This window comes from Pseudomonas sp. NPDC087029 (genome assembly GCF_044745345.1).
Taxonomy (GTDB): domain Bacteria; phylum Pseudomonadota; class Gammaproteobacteria; order Pseudomonadales; family Pseudomonadaceae; genus Aquipseudomonas; species Aquipseudomonas faucium.
This window is the reverse complement of record NZ_JBIVAB010000002.1, coordinates 413,459-432,434: the sequence shown is the minus strand read 5'-3', so window position 1 is coordinate 432,434 and position 18,976 is coordinate 413,459. Positions and strand designations below refer to the sequence as shown.

The following is an 18,976-nucleotide window of genomic DNA, read 5'->3' as shown; positions in this document are numbered from 1 at the left end:
GCTAAGCTTGCCTTACCGCTCAAGGACATGAAGCCATGGAACACCTGACAACCCTCAAGACGCTGCACATCATCGCCACAGCCGTGCTGCTGCTGGGCGCACTGGGCCTGGCGATCTGGACAGTACGTGCCCGCCGCCAGGGTGATGCAGAGGCTTATGCCAAGCTGCTGCGCCGGCCGCTGGTGTTCGTCTGGTTGCTGATGGGCGTGTGCCTGGTGAGCATGCCGTTCACCGGCTGGTGGCTGGTGCACCTGGTCGGCTGGCCGCTGGGGCAGGCGTGGGTGCTGGCGTCCAGCGTCATCTATACGCTTGGCGCGTTTGCCGTGTGGTGGCTGCTGGTGCGCCTGAACCGGCTGCGCAAGGCCGAGGTGGTGGGGTTGCGGTTTACCCTGGCCTTGGCGGTGTTCAGTGGGGTGTGCTTCTTGTCCATTGCCGGGCTGATGGGCGCCAAGCCGGTTTGAGGCAGGGGAGGGCTTCGCCCTCCATCGCGACACAAGGCCGCTCCTACAGAGAACGCGCCCCCCGGTAGGAGCGGCCTTGTGTCGCGAAAGGGCCGCAAAGCGGCCCCGGCATGCTCAATCCCTCAGGGAAATCACCGGCCACCCACGCCGCTCGGCCTCCACCTGCAGCTTAGGGTCCGGATCCACCGCCACCGCGTGCGTCACCCGCTCCAGCAACGGCAAATCATTCATCGAGTCGCTATAGAAATAGCTGTCCTCCAGATCGAAGCCGTTCTCCAGCATCCAGCGCTCCAGCCTCGTCACCTTGCCTTCACGGAAGCACGGTATATCGGTACTACGCCCGGTATAGCGGCCATCGCGCATCTCGCATTCGGTGGCCAGCAGCACGCGCACGCCCAGGCGGCGCGCAATGGGCGCGGTCACGAAACGATTGGTAGCGGTGATGATCACCAGCTGGTCACCGGCCTCGCGGTGCTGCTGCAACAAGGCCAGGGCCTTGGGCAGGATGATCGGCTCGATGCAGTCGCGCATGAATTCGCCATGCCACTGGTCGAGTTGCGCGGGCTCGGTGGCTGCGAAGATTTCCATGGAAAAGGCCAGGTAGGCCTGCAGGTCCAGGGTGCCGTTCAGGTAGTCCTGATAGAAGGCATCGTTGCGTTGCTTGTAGGCGACCGGGTCGAGAATGCCCCGCTCGCACAGGTAGTCACCCCAGGCATGGTCGCTGTCGCCACCGAGGAGGGTATTGTCCAGGTCGAATAAAGCCAGGCGCATCGCGGGTACTCGCATCAGCTACAGGGTAGCCCCGCAGAATACGGAGTTTTCACCGCGCTGCACATAAGCTTGGCGGGCGCGTTGCTGCGCTCGCAGGCTTTGTGGAACAATGCGGTGACATGCGTTTGCGAGGTTGCTGCCGTGATCGACCCGGATGGTTTTCGCCCCAATGTCGGGATCATTCTTACGAATGATGCCGGGCAGGTGCTATGGGCTCGGCGGATCAACCAGGATGCCTGGCAATTCCCGCAGGGTGGTATCAACCCTGACGAGACGCCGGAAGATGCCCTGTACCGCGAGCTGAACGAAGAAGTTGGCCTTGAACGCGATGATGTGGAAATTCTTGCCTGCACCCGCGGCTGGTTGCGTTATCGTTTACCCCAGCGTCTGGTCCGCACCCACAGCCAACCGCTGTGCATCGGCCAGAAGCAGAAGTGGTTCCTGCTGCGCCTGGTGAGCAATGAGCAACGGGTGCGGATGGACCTGACCGGCAAACCGGAATTCGACGGCTGGCGTTGGGTCAGCTATTGGTATCCGCTGGGCCAGGTGGTGACATTCAAGCGCGAGGTATACCGCCGCGCCCTGAAAGAGCTAGCACCGCGTCTGCTGACGCGCGACTGACGACGGAGTTCGACCCCGAGCCATGCTCAATACGCTGCGCAAGATCGTCCAGGAAGTGAACTCCGCCAAAGATCTCAAGACGGCGTTGGGGATCATTGTCTTGCGCGTCAAGGAGGCCATGGGCAGCCAGGTCTGCTCGGTGTACCTGCTCGACCCGGAAACCAACCGTTTCGTGCTGATGGCCACCGAAGGCCTGAACAAGCGCTCCATCGGCAAGGTCAGCATGGCCCCCAACGAAGGCCTGGTCGGCCTGGTCGGTACCCGGGAAGAGCCGCTGAACCTGGAAAACGCCGCCGATCACCCGCGTTACCGCTACTTCGCCGAAACCGGTGAAGAGAAGTTCGCCTCGTTCCTCGGCGCGCCGATCATTCACCACCGCCGGGTGGTGGGCGTGCTGGTCATCCAGCAGAAAGAGCGCCGCCAGTTCGATGAAGGCGAAGAGGCCTTCCTGGTCACCATGAGCGCCCAGCTCGCCGGGGTTATCGCCCATGCCGAGGCCACCGGCTCGATTCGTGGCCTGGGCCGCCAGGGCAAGGGCATCCAGGAAGCGCGCTTCGTCGGCGTGCCAGGCTCGCCGGGCGCTGCAGTCGGGCGGGCGGTGGTGATGCTGCCGCCGGCCGACCTCGAAGTGGTGCCGGACAAGGCCGTCGAAGACATCGACGGTGAACTCAAACTGTTCCAGAACGCCCTCGAAGGCGTGCGCGAAGACATGCGCAAGCTGTCGGCCAAGCTGGCCACCCAGCTGCGCCCGGAAGAGCGCGCGCTGTTCGACGTGTACCTGATGATGCTCGAAGACGCGGCCCTGGGCGGCGAGGTGATGGAAGTCATCAAGACCGGCCAATGGGCGCAGGGCGCGTTGCGCCAGGTGGTCGGCGAGCACGTCAACCGCTTCGAGCTGATGGACGACGATTACCTGCGCGAGCGCGCCTCGGACGTCAAGGACCTCGGCCGCCGCCTGCTGGCCTACCTGCAGGAAGCCCGCTCGCAATCGCTGGTGTATGCCGACAACACCATCCTGGTCAGCGAAGAGCTGACCCCGGCCATGCTCGGCGAAGTGCCCGAAGGCAAGCTGGTGGGCCTGGTGTCGGTGCTGGGTTCGGGTAACTCGCACGTTGCCATCCTCGCCCGGGCCATGGGCATCCCCACGGTGATGGGCCTGGTCGACCTGCCGTATTCCAAGGTCGACGGCATCGAGATGATCGTCGACGGCTACAAGGGCGAGGTGTTCACCAACCCCAGCGACGTGCTGCGCAAGCAGTACAGCGAAGTGGTCGAGGAAGAACGCCAGCTGGCCCAGGGCCTCGATGCCCTGCGCGAACTGCCCTGCGTCACCCCCGACGGCCACCGCATGCCGCTGTGGGTCAACACCGGCCTGCTCGCCGATGTCGCCCGTGCCCAGCAGCGTGGCGCCGAAGGTGTCGGCCTGTACCGCACCGAAGTGCCGTTCATGATCAACCAGCGCTTCCCCAGCGAAAAGGAGCAGCTGGCGATCTACCGCGAGCAGCTGGCGGCCTTCCACCCGCTGCCGGTGACCATGCGTACCCTCGACATCGGCGGCGACAAGTCGCTGTCGTACTTCCCGATCAAGGAAGAGAACCCGTTCCTGGGCTGGCGCGGCATCCGCGTGACCCTCGACCACCCGGAGATCTTCCTGGTCCAGACCCGCGCCATGCTCAAGGCCAGCGAAGGCCTGAACAACCTGCGCATCCTGCTGCCGATGATCTCGGGCATCCACGAGCTGGAAGAGGCCCTGCACCTGATCCACCGCGCCTGGGGCGAGGTGCGCGACGAAGGTACCGATGTGCCGATGCCGCCGGTGGGGGTGATGGTGGAGATTCCGGCGGCCGTGTACCAGACCAAGGAGCTGGCGCGGCAGGTGGACTTCCTGTCGGTCGGCTCCAACGACCTGACCCAGTACCTTTTGGCGGTCGACCGCAACAACCCGCGGGTCGCCGACCTCTACGACTACCTCCACCCGGCGGTGCTGCAGGCCCTGAATACCGTGGTGCGCGATGCCCATGGCGAAGGCAAGCCGGTGAGCATCTGCGGCGAAATGGCCGGTGACCCGGCGGCGGCGATCCTGTTGATGGCCATGGGCTTCGACAGCCTGTCGATGAACGCCACCAACCTGCCGAAGGTGAAGTGGATGCTGCGCCAGATGAACATGAGCAAGGCCCAGGAGCTGCTGGCCGAGGCCATGAGCCATGACAACCCGCAAGTTATCCACAGCTCGCTGCAGCTGGCGCTGAAGAACCTTGGCTTGGCGCGGATGATCGGGCCTGGGGCGAACAAGACTTTATAGGTGTGCTGTACCTGCTGGCCCTATCGCCGGCTTGCCGGCGATGAGGCCCGTCAGACCATCAACTCGACTTCCCCCAAGTGCCCGCCAAACGGCCCGAAACTGCGCTCGATCAGCCGCCTTCTGCCCTGATCATCGACAATCAACACAGTGCTGGCCCGCGTCCCGTAGTTCTGGCTGGCAATGAACACGCTCGACAGCAGCTTCTCGGTCGCCACCCCCACCCCCGTCTCCGGCAGTTCGCTATCCGCCGCCGGCTCCGCATCGGCCAGCAAGGCCAGTAACTGCTGCGGCTGCGCCGACTCCAGCAAGCCCTCCAGCCCCGCGCGGGCCTTCACCAGTTTTGGCCACGGCGTATCCAGCCCGGCATTGGAAAGCCCGTACACCCCTGCCTCAAGCAGCTGCGGCGCCGCATCCCGGGCATGCAGGTAGCCCAGCCGGCCCCTGTCGCCCACCAGCAAGTTGAACCCCGAATACTGCCCGCTGCGGCTGGCGACCTGGCCCAGGTAAGCCTCGACACCCAGCTCACCCTTGAGGAACCCCGCCACCAGCTCGCCGCGGCTGCGCGGCCCGAGCGGCTGGCCCGGTTCGCGAATGTTGGTCAGCGCCGCGAAGCGCCCCTGCGGCCCCACCCCCAGCCAGGTGCCCCCGGCCTCCAGGTCACGCCCCGCGTGCACCCCAGGGGCGTCCTGCCAGGCGGCCAGGGCCTGGGTCGGCCGGGCATAGAACTCGTCACGGTTGGCCGCGACGATCAGCGGCAGGGCATGCCCGGGCCGCCAGGCGAATACGATCAGGCACATAGGTTTGGCCTCTGTGTTTTTTGCCACTCTACCCACTGCGCTGGCGGCGATCCATCCTGTCACGAAGTTCACTAGAGCCTCGAGCCCGCCTTCCGTTACCATGCCGGATTGATTTTCTCGGGGATGACGAATGGAGTTCGTACTCTATCTGCTGTTGGGGGCCTGCGCCGGCGTGCTGGCCGGGCTGTTCGGCGTGGGTGGCGGCATCATCATCGTGCCGGTGCTGGTGTTCAGCTTCACCTTGCAGGGCTTCGATGCGTCGATACTCACCCACCTGGCAGTCGGCACCTCGCTTGCGACCATCGTCTTCACCTCGATCAATGCCGTGCTCGAGCATCACCGCCGGGGCGCGGTGCAGTGGCCGATCTTCGCCTGGATGACCGTCGGCATCCTGCTCGGTGCCGGTATCGGTGCCAAGACCGCCTCGCTGATCCAAGGCCCTCAACTGCAAAAGATCATCGGCGTGTTCGCCCTGATCGTCGCCGCGCAGATGGCCCTGGACCTCAAGCCCAAGGCCAGCCGCGGCATCCCCGGCAAGCCTGCGCTGATCGGCGCAGGCGGGGTGATCGGCTGGGCCTCGGCCATCTTCGGTATCGGCGGCGGCTCGCTGACCGTACCGTTTTTGACCTGGCGCAGCCTGCCGATGCAGCAGGCGGTGGCGACGTCGTCGGCCTGCGGGCTGCCGATTGCCGTGGCCAGTGCCCTGAGTTTCATGTGGCTGGGTTGGGGCAACACGCACCTGCCGGCCCACAGCGTGGGCTATGTCTACCTGCCAGCGCTGGTCGGCATCGCCGTCACCAGCATGTTTTTCGCCCGCTTCGGCGCACGTCTGGCGCACAAGCTGTCGCCGCGCCTGCTCAAGCGCCTGTTCGCCGCGTTGCTGTTCTGCGTCGGGCTGAGCTTCCTGATTTGAACCAAGAGGAATATCCATGCTGCCTTACCCGCAGATAGACCCCGTGGCCGTGGCCCTCGGGCCGCTGAAAATCCACTGGTACGGCCTGATGTACCTGATCGGCATCGGCGGCGCCTGGCTGCTCGCCTCACGCCGGCTCGCCCGCTTCGACCCCACCTGGTCGCGCGAGAAGCTCTCCGACCTGGTGTTCTGGTTGTCGATGGGGGTGATCGTCGGTGGCCGCCTGGGCTACGTGCTGTTCTACGACCTGCACGCCTACCTGGCCAACCCGACGCTGATCTTCGAGGTCTGGAAGGGCGGCATGTCGTTCCACGGCGGTTTCATCGGGGTGATGCTGGCGGCCCTGTGGTTCGGCAAGCGCAACAACAAGTCGTTCTTCGAGCTGATGGACTTCGTTGCGCCGCTGGTGCCGATCGGCCTGGGTGCCGGGCGTATCGGCAACTTCATCAATGCCGAGCTGTGGGGCAAGGCCACCGACGTGCCCTGGGCGATGGTCTTCCCGCCCTTCAGCGACCCGGCGCAGTTGCCCCGTCATCCGTCGCAGCTGTACCAGTTCGCCCTCGAAGGTGTGGCATTATTCGTGATTCTCTGGTTGTACTCGCGCAAGCCGCGCCCGACCATGGCCGTTTCCGGCATGTTCGCGCTGTTCTACGGTATTTTCCGCTTCATCGTGGAGTTCGTGCGGGTGCCCGATGCCCAGCTTGGCTACATCGCGTTCGGCTGGTTGACTATGGGTCAGTTGCTTTGCGTGCCGATGATCGTCGGCGGCATCTTCCTGATCTGGTTGGCCTACAACCGCAAACCTACGGCCAAACCCGCCGTATGATTTTCACGGCAGGGGCGATCCCCCTGCCGTTCTTGTTACAGGAAAGTCATGAAACAGTATCTAGATCTGGTCCGCGACGTCATCGAAAACGGCACGCTGCAAGGCAACCGCACCGGCATCCGCACCATCAGCCTGCCGGGCGCGATGCTGCGTTTCGACCTGCAAAAAGGCTTCCCGGCCATCACCACGCGCAAGCTGGCGTTCAAGTCGGCGATCGGCGAGATGGTCGGTTTCCTGCGGGGCGTGAAGAACGCCGGTGAATTCCGCGAGCTGGGCTGCAAGGTCTGGGACCAGAACGCCAACGAAAACGCCCAGTGGCTGGCCAACCCGTTCCGCCAGGGGCATGACGACCTGGGCGAAATCTACGGCGTGCAGTGGCGCCAGTGGCCGGGCTACAAGCGCATCCCGCAGAGCAACCCGGCGGCCATCGAAATGGCCGAAAAGGCAGGCTTCCGCCAGATCGCCAAGGACGAGGAAGACGGCCAGGCGTTCGTCATCCTGTACAAGGCCATCGACCAGGTGCGCCAGTGCCTGGACACCATCGCCAACGACCCGGGCAGCCGGCGCATCCTGTTCCACGGCTGGAACTGCGCGCAACTGGACGAAATGGCCCTGCCACCGTGCCACCTGCTGTACCAGTTCCACCCGAATGTCGAGACCAGGGAAATTTCCCTGACCCTCTACATCCGCTCCAACGACCTGGGCCTGGGCACGCCGTTCAACCTCACCGAAGGCGCGGCGCTGCTGTCGCTGTTCGGCCGCCTCACCGGCTACACCCCACGCTGGTTCACCTACTTCATCGGCGATGCCCATGTGTATGAAAACCACCTGGACATGCTCAACGAGCAGCTCAAGCGCGAGCCGCTGGCAGCGCCGAAGCTGGTGATCAGCGACCGCGTGCCAGACTTCGCCAAGACCGGCAAGTACGAGCCTGAATGGCTGGAGAAGATCGAGCCGAGCGACTTCAGCCTGGAAGGTTACGAGCACCATGCGCCAATGACGGCGCCGATGGCGGTCTGACTTCATTGGCCCCATCGCCGGCAAGCCGGCTCCCACAGACGCAGGCCTTGTGGGAGCCGGCTTGCCGGCGATGGGGGCTTGGATCAATGCCCGTGGCTACGCCCCACATGTGAATGCTCGGCCTCCGGCACCGATACCGCCCCATTCACTTCCAGTTGCTGCAAGATCGCGCATTCCGCCCCTTGCGCATTGCAGCGCTGACGCAACTCCACCAACTGCGCCTGCAGCGCCACCAAGCCATCGATCCGTGCCTGCACGTGCTCGATATGCTCATCGATCAACGCATTCACGCTGCCGCACGAGCCTTCAGGGCTGTCGCGCAGGCGCAGCAGGCTGCGGATTTCATCCAGGGTCATGTCCAGCGTGCGGCAGTTGCGGATGAAGGTCAGCCGCTCGACGTGGGCCTGGGTGTACAGCCGATAGTTGCCGTCGGTGCGGGCGGGCTCCGGCAGCAGTTGCTCACGCTCGTAATAACGGATGGTTTCCACGGCGCAGTCAGTCGCCTTGGCCAGTTCTCCGATCTTCATGGCAAATTCTCCAGCAGATGGCTTGACCCTATAGTGGCTACAGGGTGTTCACTTGGCAACAGGCGAACATTAAGGATGCCCCCATGAACCAGCCTGTCAGCCCCGAACACAAGCACCCCCACGATCATGCCCACGGCGATGACGACCACGGCCATGCCGCGCACGGCCACAGCTGCTGTGGCGCCAGCGCAGCGCCGGCCCTGGTGCAGTTGACCGAGAAGGCCAGCGCCCAGGCGCAGTTGAGCCGCTTTCGTATCGACGCCATGGACTGCCCCACCGAACAGACGCTGATCCAGGACAAGCTGGGCAAGCTGGCAGGTGTCGAGCAGCTGGAATTCAACCTGATCAACCGCGTGCTCGGCGTGCGCCATACCTTGGCCGGCACCGAAGCCATCGAGCGCGCCATCGAAAGCCTGGGCATGAAGGCCGAGCCGCTGGCAGCCGAAGGCGCTGATGCCCCGGTGCAGCCGCACAAGGCCCGCTGGTGGCCGCTGGCGCTGTCGGGTATTGCCGCGATCGCCGCCGAAATCGTGCACTTTGGCGCCCTGGCGCCGGAATGGCTGGTGGCCGCGCTGGCCCTGGCGGCGATCCTCGGCTGTGGCCTGGGCACCTACAAGAAGGGCTGGATCGCCCTGAAGAACCGCAACCTCAACATCAACGCGCTGATGAGCATCGCCGTGACCGGTGCAGTGCTGATCGGCCAGTGGCCGGAAGCGGCCATGGTCATGGTGTTGTTCACCGTCGCCGAGCTGATCGAAGCCCGCTCCCTGGACCGTGCGCGCAATGCCATCAGCGGCCTGATGCAACTCACCCCCGACACCGCCACGGTGCAGCAGGCCGATGGCCAGTGGCGCGAGGTGGATGTGCGCGAAGTGGCCATCGGTGCGCAGGTGCGGGTGCGCCCCGGTGAGCGCATCGGCCTGGATGGCGAGGTAGTCAGTGGCCAATCCAGCGTCGATCAGGCACCGATCACCGGCGAAAGCCTGCCCGTGGAGAAAGCCGTCGGCGACAAGCTGTTTGCCGGCACCATCAACCAGGCCGGCGCCCTGGAGTACCGGGTGACCGCCGCCGCCGGGCAATCCACCCTGGCGCGCATCATCAAGGCCGTGGAAGAGGCCCAGGGCGCGCGTGCGCCGACCCAGCGCTTCGTCGACACTTTCTCGCGCATCTACACCCCGGTGGTGTTCGCCCTGGCCCTGGCGGTGGCGATCATCCCGCCGCTGTTCATGGCCGGCGCCTGGTTCGACTGGGTCTACCGCGCCCTGGTGCTGCTGGTGGTGGCCTGCCCGTGCGCACTGGTGATCTCGACCCCGGTGACCATCGTCAGCGGCCTGGCCGCGGCGGCGCGCAAGGGCATCCTGATCAAGGGCGGCGTGTACCTCGAAGGCGGCCGCAAGCTCGACTACCTGGCCCTGGACAAGACCGGCACCATCACCCACGGCAAGCCGGTGCAAACCGACGCCAAGGTGCTCGAGCCGCTGTTCGAAGGCCGCGCCCAGGCCATGGCGGCCAGCCTTGGGGCGCGTTCCGACCACCCGGTGTCGGGCGCCATCGCCCAGTTCGCCAAGGCGCAGAACCTGCCGCTGAGCGAGGTGAGCGACTTTGCAGCCCTGGCCGGGCGCGGCGTGCGCGGGGTGATCGATGGCCAGACCTACCACCTGGGCAACCACCGCCTGGTCGAAGAGCTGGGCCTGTGCTCGCCAGAGCTCGAAGCACAGCTCGACGTGCTGGAGCGCCAGGGCAAGACCGTGGTGCTGCTGCTCGACCGCTCCGGCCCGCTGGCGCTGTTCGCCGTGGCCGACACGGTCAAGGACAGCAGCCGCGAGGCCATCGCCGAACTGCATGCGCTGGGCATCAAGACTGTCATGCTCACCGGCGACAATCCGCACACCGCCGAGGCGATCGCCGCCCAGGTGGGCATCGACCGCGCCGAAGGCAACCTGCTGCCTGCCGACAAGCTGGCCAGCATCGAGCAGCTGTATGCCCAGGGCCACCGGGTCGGCATGGTCGGCGATGGCATCAACGATGCGCCGGCCCTGGCCCGCGCCGAAATCGGCTTCGCCATGGCCGCCGCCGGTACCGACACCGCGATCGAGACCGCCGACGTGGCGCTGATGGATGACGACTTGCGCAAAATCCCGGCGTTCGTCAGGCTGTCGCGCCAAAGTGCGGCGATCCTGACGCAGAACATCGTTCTGGCGCTGGGCATCAAGGCGCTGTTCCTGGCGATCACCTTCACCGGCATGGCCACCTTGTGGATGGCCGTCTTTGCCGACATGGGCGTGAGCCTGCTGGTGGTATTCAACGGTTTGCGCCTGCTGCGCAAGTAGCGCCGGTTGCGCACAACAGAGGTCCTGCAATGCTGAGTGCCGAGCTCAAAGCCTTCTACATGGTGGCCCGCCTGGGCAGCATCACCTTGGCCGCGAAGAAGCTCGGGCTCAGCCAGCCCACGGTGACCACGCAGATTCGCAACCTGGAGAGCCAGTACGCGGTGGAGCTGTTCTACCGCGGTGGCCGGCGCTTGGTGCTGAGCGAAGAGGGCGTGCGCCTGTTGCCGATGGTCAAGGCGCTGCTGCAGCAGGAAGCCGACATCGAGTTCGAGCTGCGCAACAGCGGCCATGCCCAGGGCAGCCTGCGCATCGCCGCCACCGCGCCTTACTACATCCTCGACTTGGTGAAGATCTTCCGCGAGCGCCTGCCGCAGGTGGAAGTGGCGGTGGAGATCGGCAACTCCCAGCAGGTGCTGGAAATGCTCGAAGACTACCGCGTCGATATCGCCGCCTCCTCGCAGTTGCTTGAAGATGCGCGCCTGGTGCGGCGGGTGCTGGGCACCGACCCGCTGGTGGTGGCGGTGCACCGCAATCACCCGCTGGCGCATCGCCAGGCGGTGTCCATCGACGTGGTGGCGGGGCATTGCCTGCTGATGCGCGAAAAAGGCTCGACCACCCGCAAGCTGACCGAGCAGATGCTGGACGAGGCCGGGGTGAAGGCCGGGGCCTTGCTGGAGATCGGCAGCCGCGAGTCGATCCGCGAGGCGGTGCTGCGCAATATCGGCATCAGTGTGATTGCCCGCCACGAGGTGCCGCACAACCCCGAACTGCGTGTGCTGACGTTGGAGAACGCGCCGGTGATGCATGAGTACCTGTATTGCCTGAAGGAGCGGCGCCAGGCGCGGTTGCCGGCGGCGTTCCTGGGGGTGGCGCAGGAAGTGGTGGGTTCGCAGTTCTGATAGGGCTGTAGGTGCTGGTGTAGGAGCCGGCTTGCCGGCGATAGGGCCGGCAAGGCCACTACAAAATCTGCCTATACCACTATCGCCCGCTTTTGCCCTAACGCCACAGAACCTTCGCACAGCCTTCCTAGCATGGCCCCATCTGTTCGATGAGGCCTTGCCATGAACCACGCCACTCCGGGCGCACAGATGAAAGTGCGCGGTATCCACAAGCGTTTCGGTGCCTTCACCGCGCTGAACGATGTCTCCCTGGACATCGCCGCCGGCGAGCTGGTCTGCCTGCTCGGCCCCTCCGGCTGCGGCAAGACCACCCTGCTGCGCTGCATCGCCGGCCTCGAGCGCCAGGACCGCGGCACGCTGTACATCGGCAACCGCGACATCTCCGAACTGCCGCCCCAGGCCCGTGACTACGGCATCCTGTTCCAGTCCTACGCCCTGTTCCCCAACCTCAGCGTCGAAGCCAACATCGCCTACGGCCTGACCGGCAGCAGCCGTGAGCAGAGCCGCCAACGGGTGGCCGAGATGCTTGAGCTGGTGGGCCTTGGCGGCAGCGAAAAGAAATACCCCGGCCAGCTCTCCGGCGGCCAGCAGCAGCGCGTGGCCCTGGCCCGTGCCTTGGCCCCAGCGCCCTCGCTGCTGTTGCTCGACGAGCCGATGTCGGCGCTCGATGCCCGTGTGCGCGAGCACCTGTGCACCGAGCTGCGCCAGCTGCAGCGCCAGCTTGGCATCACCACGCTGATGGTCACCCACAACCAGGATGAAGCCATGCTCATGGCCGACCGCATCGCCGTGATGAACAACGGCCAGGTCGAGCAGTACGCCACGCCCCAGGAAATCTACGACCAGCCGGCCACCCCGTTCGTCGCCGAGTTCGTCGGCCAGGGCAACTGGCTGCCGTTCCAACGCAGCAGCGACAGCCACGCCCAGGTCGGCGCGATGAACATGCGCCTGGCCGCCGGTGCGCCGCGCGCCAGCAGCGGCCGGTTGTTCTGCCGCCCCGAGGCGATCACGGTGAACCCGGTGGTGCACGAGGAAAACCTGTTCCCGGCCAAGGTGCGCGAGATCACCTTCCTCGGCAACCGCTGCCGCATGAGCTTCGAGCTCAAGGCCCTGCCAGGCCACGCCCTGCTCGCCGAGCTGGCCCCCGAAGCCATGCCGCGCCTGGGCTCGCAGGACATCTGGGTGGCGTTGCCGCCACAGAGCCTGCAGGTGTTTGCCTGAGATGGCCGCGCCAATGTCCCTGCCGCTCCCCGACGCCAAGCGCGCACCCTCCAGTGACGTCGCCTTGGGAGATCGGCTGTTCGTGATCGGTGGCAAGAGCCTGCTGCTGGTGCTGTTGCTGCTGGCCGTGCTGATGCCGTTGCTGGCGATCTTCTGGCGCGGTTTCAGTGGTGATGCCGGCCAGGGTGGTGGCCTGGTCGCGGCCCGTGCGCTGTTCGCCAGCGAAAACTTCCACTGGCTGCTCGGCAACAGCCTGTCGGTGGCGTTCACCGTGGCGCTGATCGTGATTCCGCTGGCCTATCTGTTCGCCTACGCCCTGCAGCGCACGCTGATCCCGGCCAAAGGCCTGTGGCGAGGCATTTCGCTGCTGCCGTTGCTGGCGCCGTCGATGCTGCCGGCCATCGCCCTGGTCTACCTGTTCGGCAACCAGGGCCTGCTGCGCGGGCTGTTGCACGACAACATCTATGGCTTCTGGGGCATCGTCCTGGGCGAGGCCATCTACACCTTCCCGCATGCGCTGATGATCCTGCTCTCGGCCTTGTCGCTGGCCGATGCGCGGCTGTTCGATGCCGCCTCGAGCATGGGCGCCGGGCCTTGGCGGGCGTTTTGCAGCATCACCTGGCCGGCCACGCGCCAGGCGGTGTTCGCCGCGTTCTGCCTGGTGTTCACCCTGACCATCACCGACTTTGGCGTACCGGTGGTGGTCGGTGGCGATTACCAGGTGCTGGCGCTGGAGGCATACAAGGCGGTGGTGGGGCAGCAGCAATTCGGCCGTGGCGCGCTGATCGGCATGGTGCTGCTGGTGCCGGCGCTGCTCAGCTTTGCCGTCGATGCCTGGCTGCGCCGGCGCCAGGGCGATGCCATGAGCGGCCGTGCCCAGGTGTTCGAGCCCAAGCCTTCGCGCGGCCGTGACGCCTGCTTCCTGGCCATCGTGGTGCTGGTGTGCGCGGCGCTGCTGGCGGTGATCGGCATGGCGGTGTACTCGTCGCTGGTGACCTTCTGGCCCTACAACCTGACCCTGTCGTTCAAGCACTACATGTTCGAAGACACCGCAGGCGGTGGCTGGCTGGCCTATCGCAACAGCGTGACCATGGCCATCGCCACCGCGCTGATCGGCAGCCTGGTGATCTTCAGCGGCGCCTACCTGATGGAGAAGACTCAGGGCCAGCGCCTGCTCAACCAGGCCCTGCGCCTGCTCAGCTTCATCCCCATGGCGGTGCCGGGGCTGGTGCTGGGCCTGGGCTATGTCTTCTTCTTCAACCTCGCTGGCAACCCGCTGCATGTGTTCTACGGCAGCATGGCGCTGCTGGTGGTGTGCACCATCGCCCATTACCTGACCACCGCGCAGATGACCGCGACCACCGCGCTGCGCCAGCTCGACGGCGAGTTCGAGGCCGCCGCGCTGTCGCTCAAGGCGCCGCTGTACAAGCACTTCGTGCGGGTCACCGTGCCCATCTGCCTGCCGGCGCTGCTGGACATCATCCGCTACCTGTTCGTCTCGGCGATGACCACCGTCTCGGCGGCCATCTTCCTCTACAGCCCCGACACCATCCTCGCCGCGGTGGCCGTGCTGAACATGGACGATGCCGGCAACGTCGGCGGCGCTGCCGCCATGTCCACCCTGATCCTGCTCACCAGCGCTGGCGCCTCGTTGCTGCTGGCCGCTGCTTCACGCGGCCTGTTGCGCCGCTCCCAGGCCTGGCGCCAACGCGCTGCCGGCCATTGACCGACTGCCCACTCTGATAGGAAACGCATCATGTTCAAGCCACTCGCACTTGCCGCTGCCGTATCCGCCGTCTTCAGCCTGCAGGCCTCGGCCGCCGGCACGCAACTGACCGTGTACACCGCCCTGGAGGCCGAGCAGCTCAAGAGCTACAAGCAGGCCTTCGAGAAGGCCAACCCGGATATCGAGATCAAGTGGGTACGTGACTCCACCGGCATCATCACCGCCAAGCTGCTGGCCGAGAAAGACCGCCCGCAGGCCGACGCGGTCTGGGGCCTGGCTGCTTCGAGCCTGGCCATCCTCGACCAGAACGGCATGCTCGAAGCCTATGCGCCGAAGGACCTGGGCAAGATTTCCGCCAACTACCGCGACGCCGCCAACCCGCCAGCCTGGGTCGGCATGGACGTGTGGGCCGCAACCATCTGCTTCAACACCGTCGAGGCCGAAAAGCAGGGCCTGAGCAAGCCGGTGAGCTGGCAAGACCTGACCAAGCCTGAGTACAAGGGCAAGATCGTCATGCCCAACCCGGCGTCGTCCGGCACCGGTTTCCTCGATGTCAGCGCCTGGCTGCAGACCTTCGGCGAACCCCAGGGCTGGGCCTACATGGACGCCCTGCACCAGAACATCGGCCAGTACGTCCATTCCGGCTCCAAGCCATGCAAGCTGGCGGCAGCCGGTGAATTCCCGATCGGCATCTCGTTCGAGTACCCGGCCGTGCAGCTCAAGCGCCAGGGCGCGCCACTGGACATCGTGCTGCCCAAGGAAGGCCTGGGCTGGGAGATCGAGGCCACCGCGGTGATCAAGGGCTCGCCGAAGGCGGAGGCGGCCAAGCGCCTGGCCGACTTCTCGGCCAGCCCTGCGGCCATGGAGCTGTACAAGGAGAACTTCGCGGTGCTCGCCGCGCCCGGCATCGCCAAGCCCCAGACCGAATTGCCGGCTGACTACGAGCAGCGCCTGATCAAGAACGACTTTGCCTGGGCCTCGAAGAACCGTGACGAGATCCTCGGCGAATGGCGCAAGCGCTATGACGGCAAGTCGGAGAAGGTGGCGCAGCAGTAAGCCAGGCCTACGCTATCCCTGTGTGAGCCGGCTTGCCGGCGATGGACTGACAGCCACCTTGAATTTCACCTGAGGAAACCCAAGCGATGCTCACCCGCGACCAGGTCATCGACAACACCTTCGCGCTCTACCAACGCCATGGCAGCGACGACTACATCGGCGAAGCCATCACCCAGCTCGAGCACATGTCCCAGGCCGCGCAACTGGCCATGGACGAAGGCTTCGACGACGAAGTGGTGCTGGCGGCGTTCTTCCACGATATCGGCCACCTGTGTGGCGGCGAGGGAGACATGGGCGGCTTTGGGGTGGTCAGCCATGAGCGCATCGGCGCCAAGTACCTGCGCCGATGCGGCTTCAGCGAGCGTATGGCGCGGCTGGTGCAGTATCACGTGGAGGCCAAGCGCTACCTGACCTTGCGTCAGCCGGGGTACTACGCACGGCTGAGCGAGGCGAGCCGGCGGACCCTGGAGTATCAGGGTGGGGTGATGAGCGAGGGGGAGGCGGATGAGTTCGAGCGCGATCCGCTGTTCAAGGTGAGCCTGCGGATGCGCGAATGGGATGAGCAGGCCAAGGAAGTCGGCGTGCCGCTGATCGACATGGCGGTGCTCAAGGGCAAGGCATTGGCGATGCTCTGAGTTTGGCGGTGTGTGCGCGGGCCCTTCGCGGATAAATCCGCTCCTACAAGGGTTGCGCAGACCTTGTAGGAGCGGATTTATCCGCGATGAGGCCCGCACGGCCAACCTCAAATCTGTAGAACCAACGCCTCCAACTGCTCCTGACGCTCCGCCTGGTTCACCCGCGCCCCCGGGTTGAGCGTCGACCATTGCGGGTGCGCCCGGGCCTTGCTCAAGGCCTCGGGCAGCTTGCCTTCGCGCCAGGCCTTTTCATCCAGCGGCCCCAGGCGAATGCTGTCCTGCGCCGCATGCCCGCGATTGTCCAACGCCACCATCAACTGCTGCTGACGCAAGGCCAGCAAGCGCAGCACGTTGTCGTCCACGGTCAGCTCGCGCTGGCCCTTGAGCTTGCCCATCAACCGCGACCCATAGTTGCGCGCCGTCTGCAGTGCGCCGCCGGCAATGGCCCCGGCCAACGCGGCGGCGCCCAGGGTGATGCCGCCGACCAGCAGGTCGACCCCGGCGCCCGCTGCGGCACCGGCCGCCACGCCGCTGCCCAGGCGCACACCCAGCAGCTTCAGCGTCTCAGGGTTGAACAGGTCATCGCCCCAGCGCCCGTCGAGCAACGGCAGGTCACCGGCGTTGGCGTCTTCGCGGCGGAATGCGTAGAGCTTGAGCAACGCCTCGACACAGCGCTGTTCGCGTTGGCGCACCTCCTGGCGCAGGGCCTCGATGGCCTTGGCTTCGGCAGCCGGCTCGGCGGCCACGCTGCGCCGGCAGGCGGCGCAGTCGAGCAGCAGCTCGGCGATCAGGCGCTTGCCGCTGTGCTGGCGGGCCAGGCGCTGCGCCTGCTGGTCGTCGATCAAGCGTTGCAGGGCCGGGCGCGCCTCTTCCAGCAACAACGCCAGGCTTTCGTACAGGCGGCGCTCGCCATCTTCGGGCGGCGCCACGCTGTCGAAGCGCACCAGCGCATGCAGGCCAAGCCGGGCCAGCGCTTCGCGCCATTGCGGCTCGCGGTGCTGGCTGCTGGCAACGAAGTTGAGCACCGGCAGCAAGGGCTTGCCGCAACTGGCCAGCACTTCCAGTTCGTCGCGGTACTTGGCCAGCACCGGTTCACGGGCGTCGATCACGTACAGGCCGGCATTGCTCGCCAGCAACTGGCGCAGCACCTTGGCCTCCTGCTCGAAACGCTGGCGCGCTTCGCTGCCCTGGAGAAAGCGCTCCAGCCGCGCCGGGCCGTCCAGCCGCTCGCCGGGGCGCTCCAGGCGTTCCAGGTAGTCGAGCAGGGCGATGGCGTCTTCCAGGCCGGGGGTGTCGTAGAGCTCCAGCAGCGGTTCGCCATCCACCGACAGCCGCGCGCCCTCCACATGGCGGGTGGTGCTGGGCCGGTGGGACACTTCGCCAAAGCCCACGTCACGGGTGAGGGTGCGCAGCAGCGAGGTCTTGCCGACGTTGGTGTGGCCGACCACGGCCAGTTTCAGCGGCTCAGTCATGGCCATGCTCCAGCCAGGTCAGGGGCGAGGTGTCGGCATGGGGCAGGCCGAGGCGGTCCAGTGCTTCGTGCCAGTCACCCAGGCGCTCGGCATCCAGGGCCTGGCCCTGTGCTGCCTGCAGCAGCCAGATGCGGGTGGCACCGGCATTGCGCGCCAGCTCCGCGAGCAGGGCCAGGCTGCCGCGGTCGGGCGAGCGGCGCGGGTCGCAGGCGATGGCCAGGCGCGCCGGGGGGAAGCGGCTGAGTTGTTCGAGCAGCTTGTTGCGCGACTCGCGGCTGTCGAGCACGCCGGCGTCGGTCACGCCCTTGGGCAGGGCGGGCGGCCAGGGGCGCTGGTCGTCCAGTTCCAGGCCGACCAGCAAGGCGCCACTGCTGCCAGCGTCCAGTTGGCCTGCCTGGAACTGCGGCAATGCCTCGGGCGCTGCATCTTGCACGCCGATGCGTTCGCTGCGTGGCATCAGGGGCTCACGCAGGTGTGCGTAGCCGGGCAGGCTGAGGTCCAGGGCCAGGCGCTGGCGGCCCTGGCGCCAGCGCCACAGGCACAGCGCGAACAGCGCCAGGCGCGGCAGCAGGCCATACACCAGCACCACGCCGAGCAGCCAGCTGGCCCACGCCTGGCGGGCCAGGTCCAGCGCTGGCAGGGTGTCGCCGCTGGCGCGGATCATGGCCTCGTCAGGCATTGCGAAACCCAGCAGCGAAGGCAGCGCGCCGAGTGCGTGGGTCAGTTGGATGAAGGGCTCGGGGGCGAGCAAGGTGGTTTCCCAGACGAAGCCGTAGCGGCGGGTGGCGAGCAGCGCCAGCAGCAGCACCAGTGCGCTGAGCATCGCCAGCAGCCACAGGCCGTGCACCAGTGTGCCGAGCAACCAGCGGCTCAAGCGCTGGCGTTGCAGCAGCACCAGCAGCGCCGGCGCCAGGTGCGCGGCCTTGGCGTCGCGGGCAAAGCGCTCGCTCAACCACAACCACAGGCGCCCCAGGCTGGCGCCACTTTCGCCGCTCAGCGCCAGCCCGGCGGCCCAGCCCAGCAGCATCAGCAGGTTCAGCCCGAACAGGCTGCCCAGGGCCCAGAACACGTTGACCGGGCGTTGCCCGTCGCCAAGGGCGGCAAGGGCCAGGCCGGCGCCGCTGAGCACGGCCATCAGCAGCAAGGCCAGCAGCGCCAGGCGTGCGCCTTGCTTCCAGTGGCGCAAGGCGCGGGTGATGCCGTCACGTTCAGCGAGGCACAGCGCCCGGGTTTCGATGCGCGCCGCCAGGTCGCCGCCCTGCTGGCGGGCGAGGCGGTTGGCCTCCTGGTCCTCCAGGGGGCCGGCGTGTTCCTCGCGCAGGCGCACCGCTTCGGTGAGCCAGCGTTTGTCCAGGGGAGTCAGTGCAGTCACAAGGTCTTCCATTGCACGGTTCAGGGC

The 18,976-nt window shown here is 66.3% G+C and carries 17 protein-coding genes; 12 read left to right on the top strand and 5 right to left on the bottom strand.

Annotated elements, in window-relative coordinates; translation table 11 throughout:
• The first annotated feature begins 35 nt into the window (after positions 1-35).
• Positions 36-461 carry a DUF2269 domain-containing protein gene (locus ACIPG5_RS05325; RefSeq protein ID WP_236236002.1) on the top strand — a complete coding sequence of 142 codons (426 nt, stop codon included), beginning with the start codon at positions 36-38 and terminating at the stop codon, positions 459-461.
• Positions 462-575: 114 nt separating this feature from the next.
• Here the strand turns inward: ACIPG5_RS05325 and ACIPG5_RS05320 are convergent, their stop codons facing one another.
• Positions 576-1,232, bottom strand: coding sequence for an HAD family phosphatase (locus tag ACIPG5_RS05320; protein ID WP_176517781.1), 657 nt, complete (start codon positions 1,230-1,232; stop codon positions 576-578).
• Positions 1,233-1,373: 141 nt separating this feature from the next.
• Here ACIPG5_RS05320 and ACIPG5_RS05315 point away from each other — a divergent pair, with 141 nt between their 5' ends.
• Positions 1,374-1,853 (top strand): RNA pyrophosphohydrolase, encoded by a 480-nt coding sequence (locus ACIPG5_RS05315; RefSeq protein ID WP_003249017.1) that lies wholly within the window; start codon positions 1,374-1,376, stop codon positions 1,851-1,853.
• A gap of 22 nt (positions 1,854-1,875) precedes the next feature.
• A complete protein-coding gene (gene ptsP / locus ACIPG5_RS05310) occupies positions 1,876-4,155 on the top strand; it encodes a phosphoenolpyruvate--protein phosphotransferase (protein ID WP_176517780.1) in 2,280 nt (759 codons plus the stop codon).
• Between the two features lie 50 nt (positions 4,156-4,205).
• On the opposite strand, the gene ACIPG5_RS05305 is transcribed toward ptsP, so the two are convergent.
• Entirely contained in the window at positions 4,206-4,952 is a 747-nt protein-coding gene (locus tag ACIPG5_RS05305; protein ID WP_401373673.1) for an NRDE family protein, read from the bottom strand.
• 130 nt (positions 4,953-5,082) lie between these two features.
• Between ACIPG5_RS05305 and ACIPG5_RS05300 the strand changes: the two genes are divergently transcribed.
• The 3 genes from ACIPG5_RS05300 to ACIPG5_RS05290 are packed head-to-tail and all read left to right on the top strand — an operon-like array spanning position 5,083 to position 7,711.
• Complete coding sequence (locus ACIPG5_RS05300) at positions 5,083-5,865, top strand: sulfite exporter TauE/SafE family protein (protein WP_236193912.1); 783 nt, start codon at positions 5,083-5,085, stop codon at positions 5,863-5,865.
• Positions 5,866-5,881: 16 nt separating this feature from the next.
• Entirely contained in the window at positions 5,882-6,691 is an 810-nt protein-coding gene (gene lgt, locus ACIPG5_RS05295) for a prolipoprotein diacylglyceryl transferase (protein WP_176515715.1), read from the top strand.
• A 48-nt stretch (positions 6,692-6,739) separates the two neighbouring features.
• The gene (locus ACIPG5_RS05290; protein ID WP_401373668.1) at positions 6,740-7,711 is read left to right on the top strand and encodes a thymidylate synthase; all 972 of its coding nucleotides are present in this window, start codon (positions 6,740-6,742) and stop codon (positions 7,709-7,711) included.
• 83 nt (positions 7,712-7,794) lie between these two features.
• Here the strand turns inward: ACIPG5_RS05290 and cadR are convergent, their stop codons facing one another.
• Positions 7,795-8,238: a cadmium resistance transcriptional regulator CadR gene (gene cadR / locus ACIPG5_RS05285; RefSeq protein WP_176515717.1), complete on the bottom strand. Its 444-nt coding sequence runs from the start codon at positions 8,236-8,238 to the stop codon at positions 7,795-7,797.
• An 83-nt stretch (positions 8,239-8,321) separates the two neighbouring features.
• Here cadR and ACIPG5_RS05280 point away from each other — a divergent pair, with 83 nt between their 5' ends.
• The 6 genes from ACIPG5_RS05280 (at position 8,322) to ACIPG5_RS05255 (ending at position 16,105) form a co-directional block, all read left to right on the top strand.
• Complete coding sequence (locus ACIPG5_RS05280; protein ID WP_401373666.1) at positions 8,322-10,568, top strand: heavy metal translocating P-type ATPase; 2,247 nt, start codon at positions 8,322-8,324, stop codon at positions 10,566-10,568.
• A gap of 29 nt (positions 10,569-10,597) precedes the next feature.
• A complete protein-coding gene (locus ACIPG5_RS05275; protein WP_176515720.1) occupies positions 10,598-11,467 on the top strand; it encodes a LysR family transcriptional regulator in 870 nt (289 codons plus the stop codon).
• Positions 11,468-11,629: 162 nt separating this feature from the next.
• The gene (locus tag ACIPG5_RS05270; RefSeq protein ID WP_176515722.1) at positions 11,630-12,688 is read left to right on the top strand and encodes a putative 2-aminoethylphosphonate ABC transporter ATP-binding protein; all 1,059 of its coding nucleotides are present in this window, start codon (positions 11,630-11,632) and stop codon (positions 12,686-12,688) included.
• Position 12,689: 1 nt separating this feature from the next.
• Positions 12,690-14,414 (top strand): putative 2-aminoethylphosphonate ABC transporter permease subunit, encoded by a 1,725-nt coding sequence (locus ACIPG5_RS05265; RefSeq protein WP_401373663.1) that lies wholly within the window; start codon positions 12,690-12,692, stop codon positions 14,412-14,414.
• Positions 14,415-14,444: 30 nt separating this feature from the next.
• A complete protein-coding gene (locus ACIPG5_RS05260; RefSeq protein ID WP_176515725.1) occupies positions 14,445-15,470 on the top strand; it encodes a putative 2-aminoethylphosphonate ABC transporter substrate-binding protein in 1,026 nt (341 codons plus the stop codon).
• 86 nt (positions 15,471-15,556) lie between these two features.
• Complete coding sequence (locus tag ACIPG5_RS05255) at positions 15,557-16,105, top strand: phosphonate degradation HD-domain oxygenase (RefSeq protein ID WP_401373660.1); 549 nt, start codon at positions 15,557-15,559, stop codon at positions 16,103-16,105.
• A 107-nt stretch (positions 16,106-16,212) separates the two neighbouring features.
• Here the strand turns inward: ACIPG5_RS05255 and ACIPG5_RS05250 are convergent, their stop codons facing one another.
• Positions 16,213-17,577 carry a GTPase/DUF3482 domain-containing protein gene (locus ACIPG5_RS05250; RefSeq protein WP_176515729.1) on the bottom strand — a complete coding sequence of 455 codons (1,365 nt, stop codon included), beginning with the start codon at positions 17,575-17,577 and terminating at the stop codon, positions 16,213-16,215.
• The gene (locus tag ACIPG5_RS05245) at positions 17,570-18,961 is read right to left on the bottom strand and encodes a DUF2868 domain-containing protein (protein ID WP_401373658.1); all 1,392 of its coding nucleotides are present in this window, start codon (positions 18,959-18,961) and stop codon (positions 17,570-17,572) included. Before ACIPG5_RS05245 ends, ACIPG5_RS05250 begins: the two co-directional genes overlap by 8 nt.
• Between the last annotated feature and the right edge of the window lie 15 nt (positions 18,962-18,976).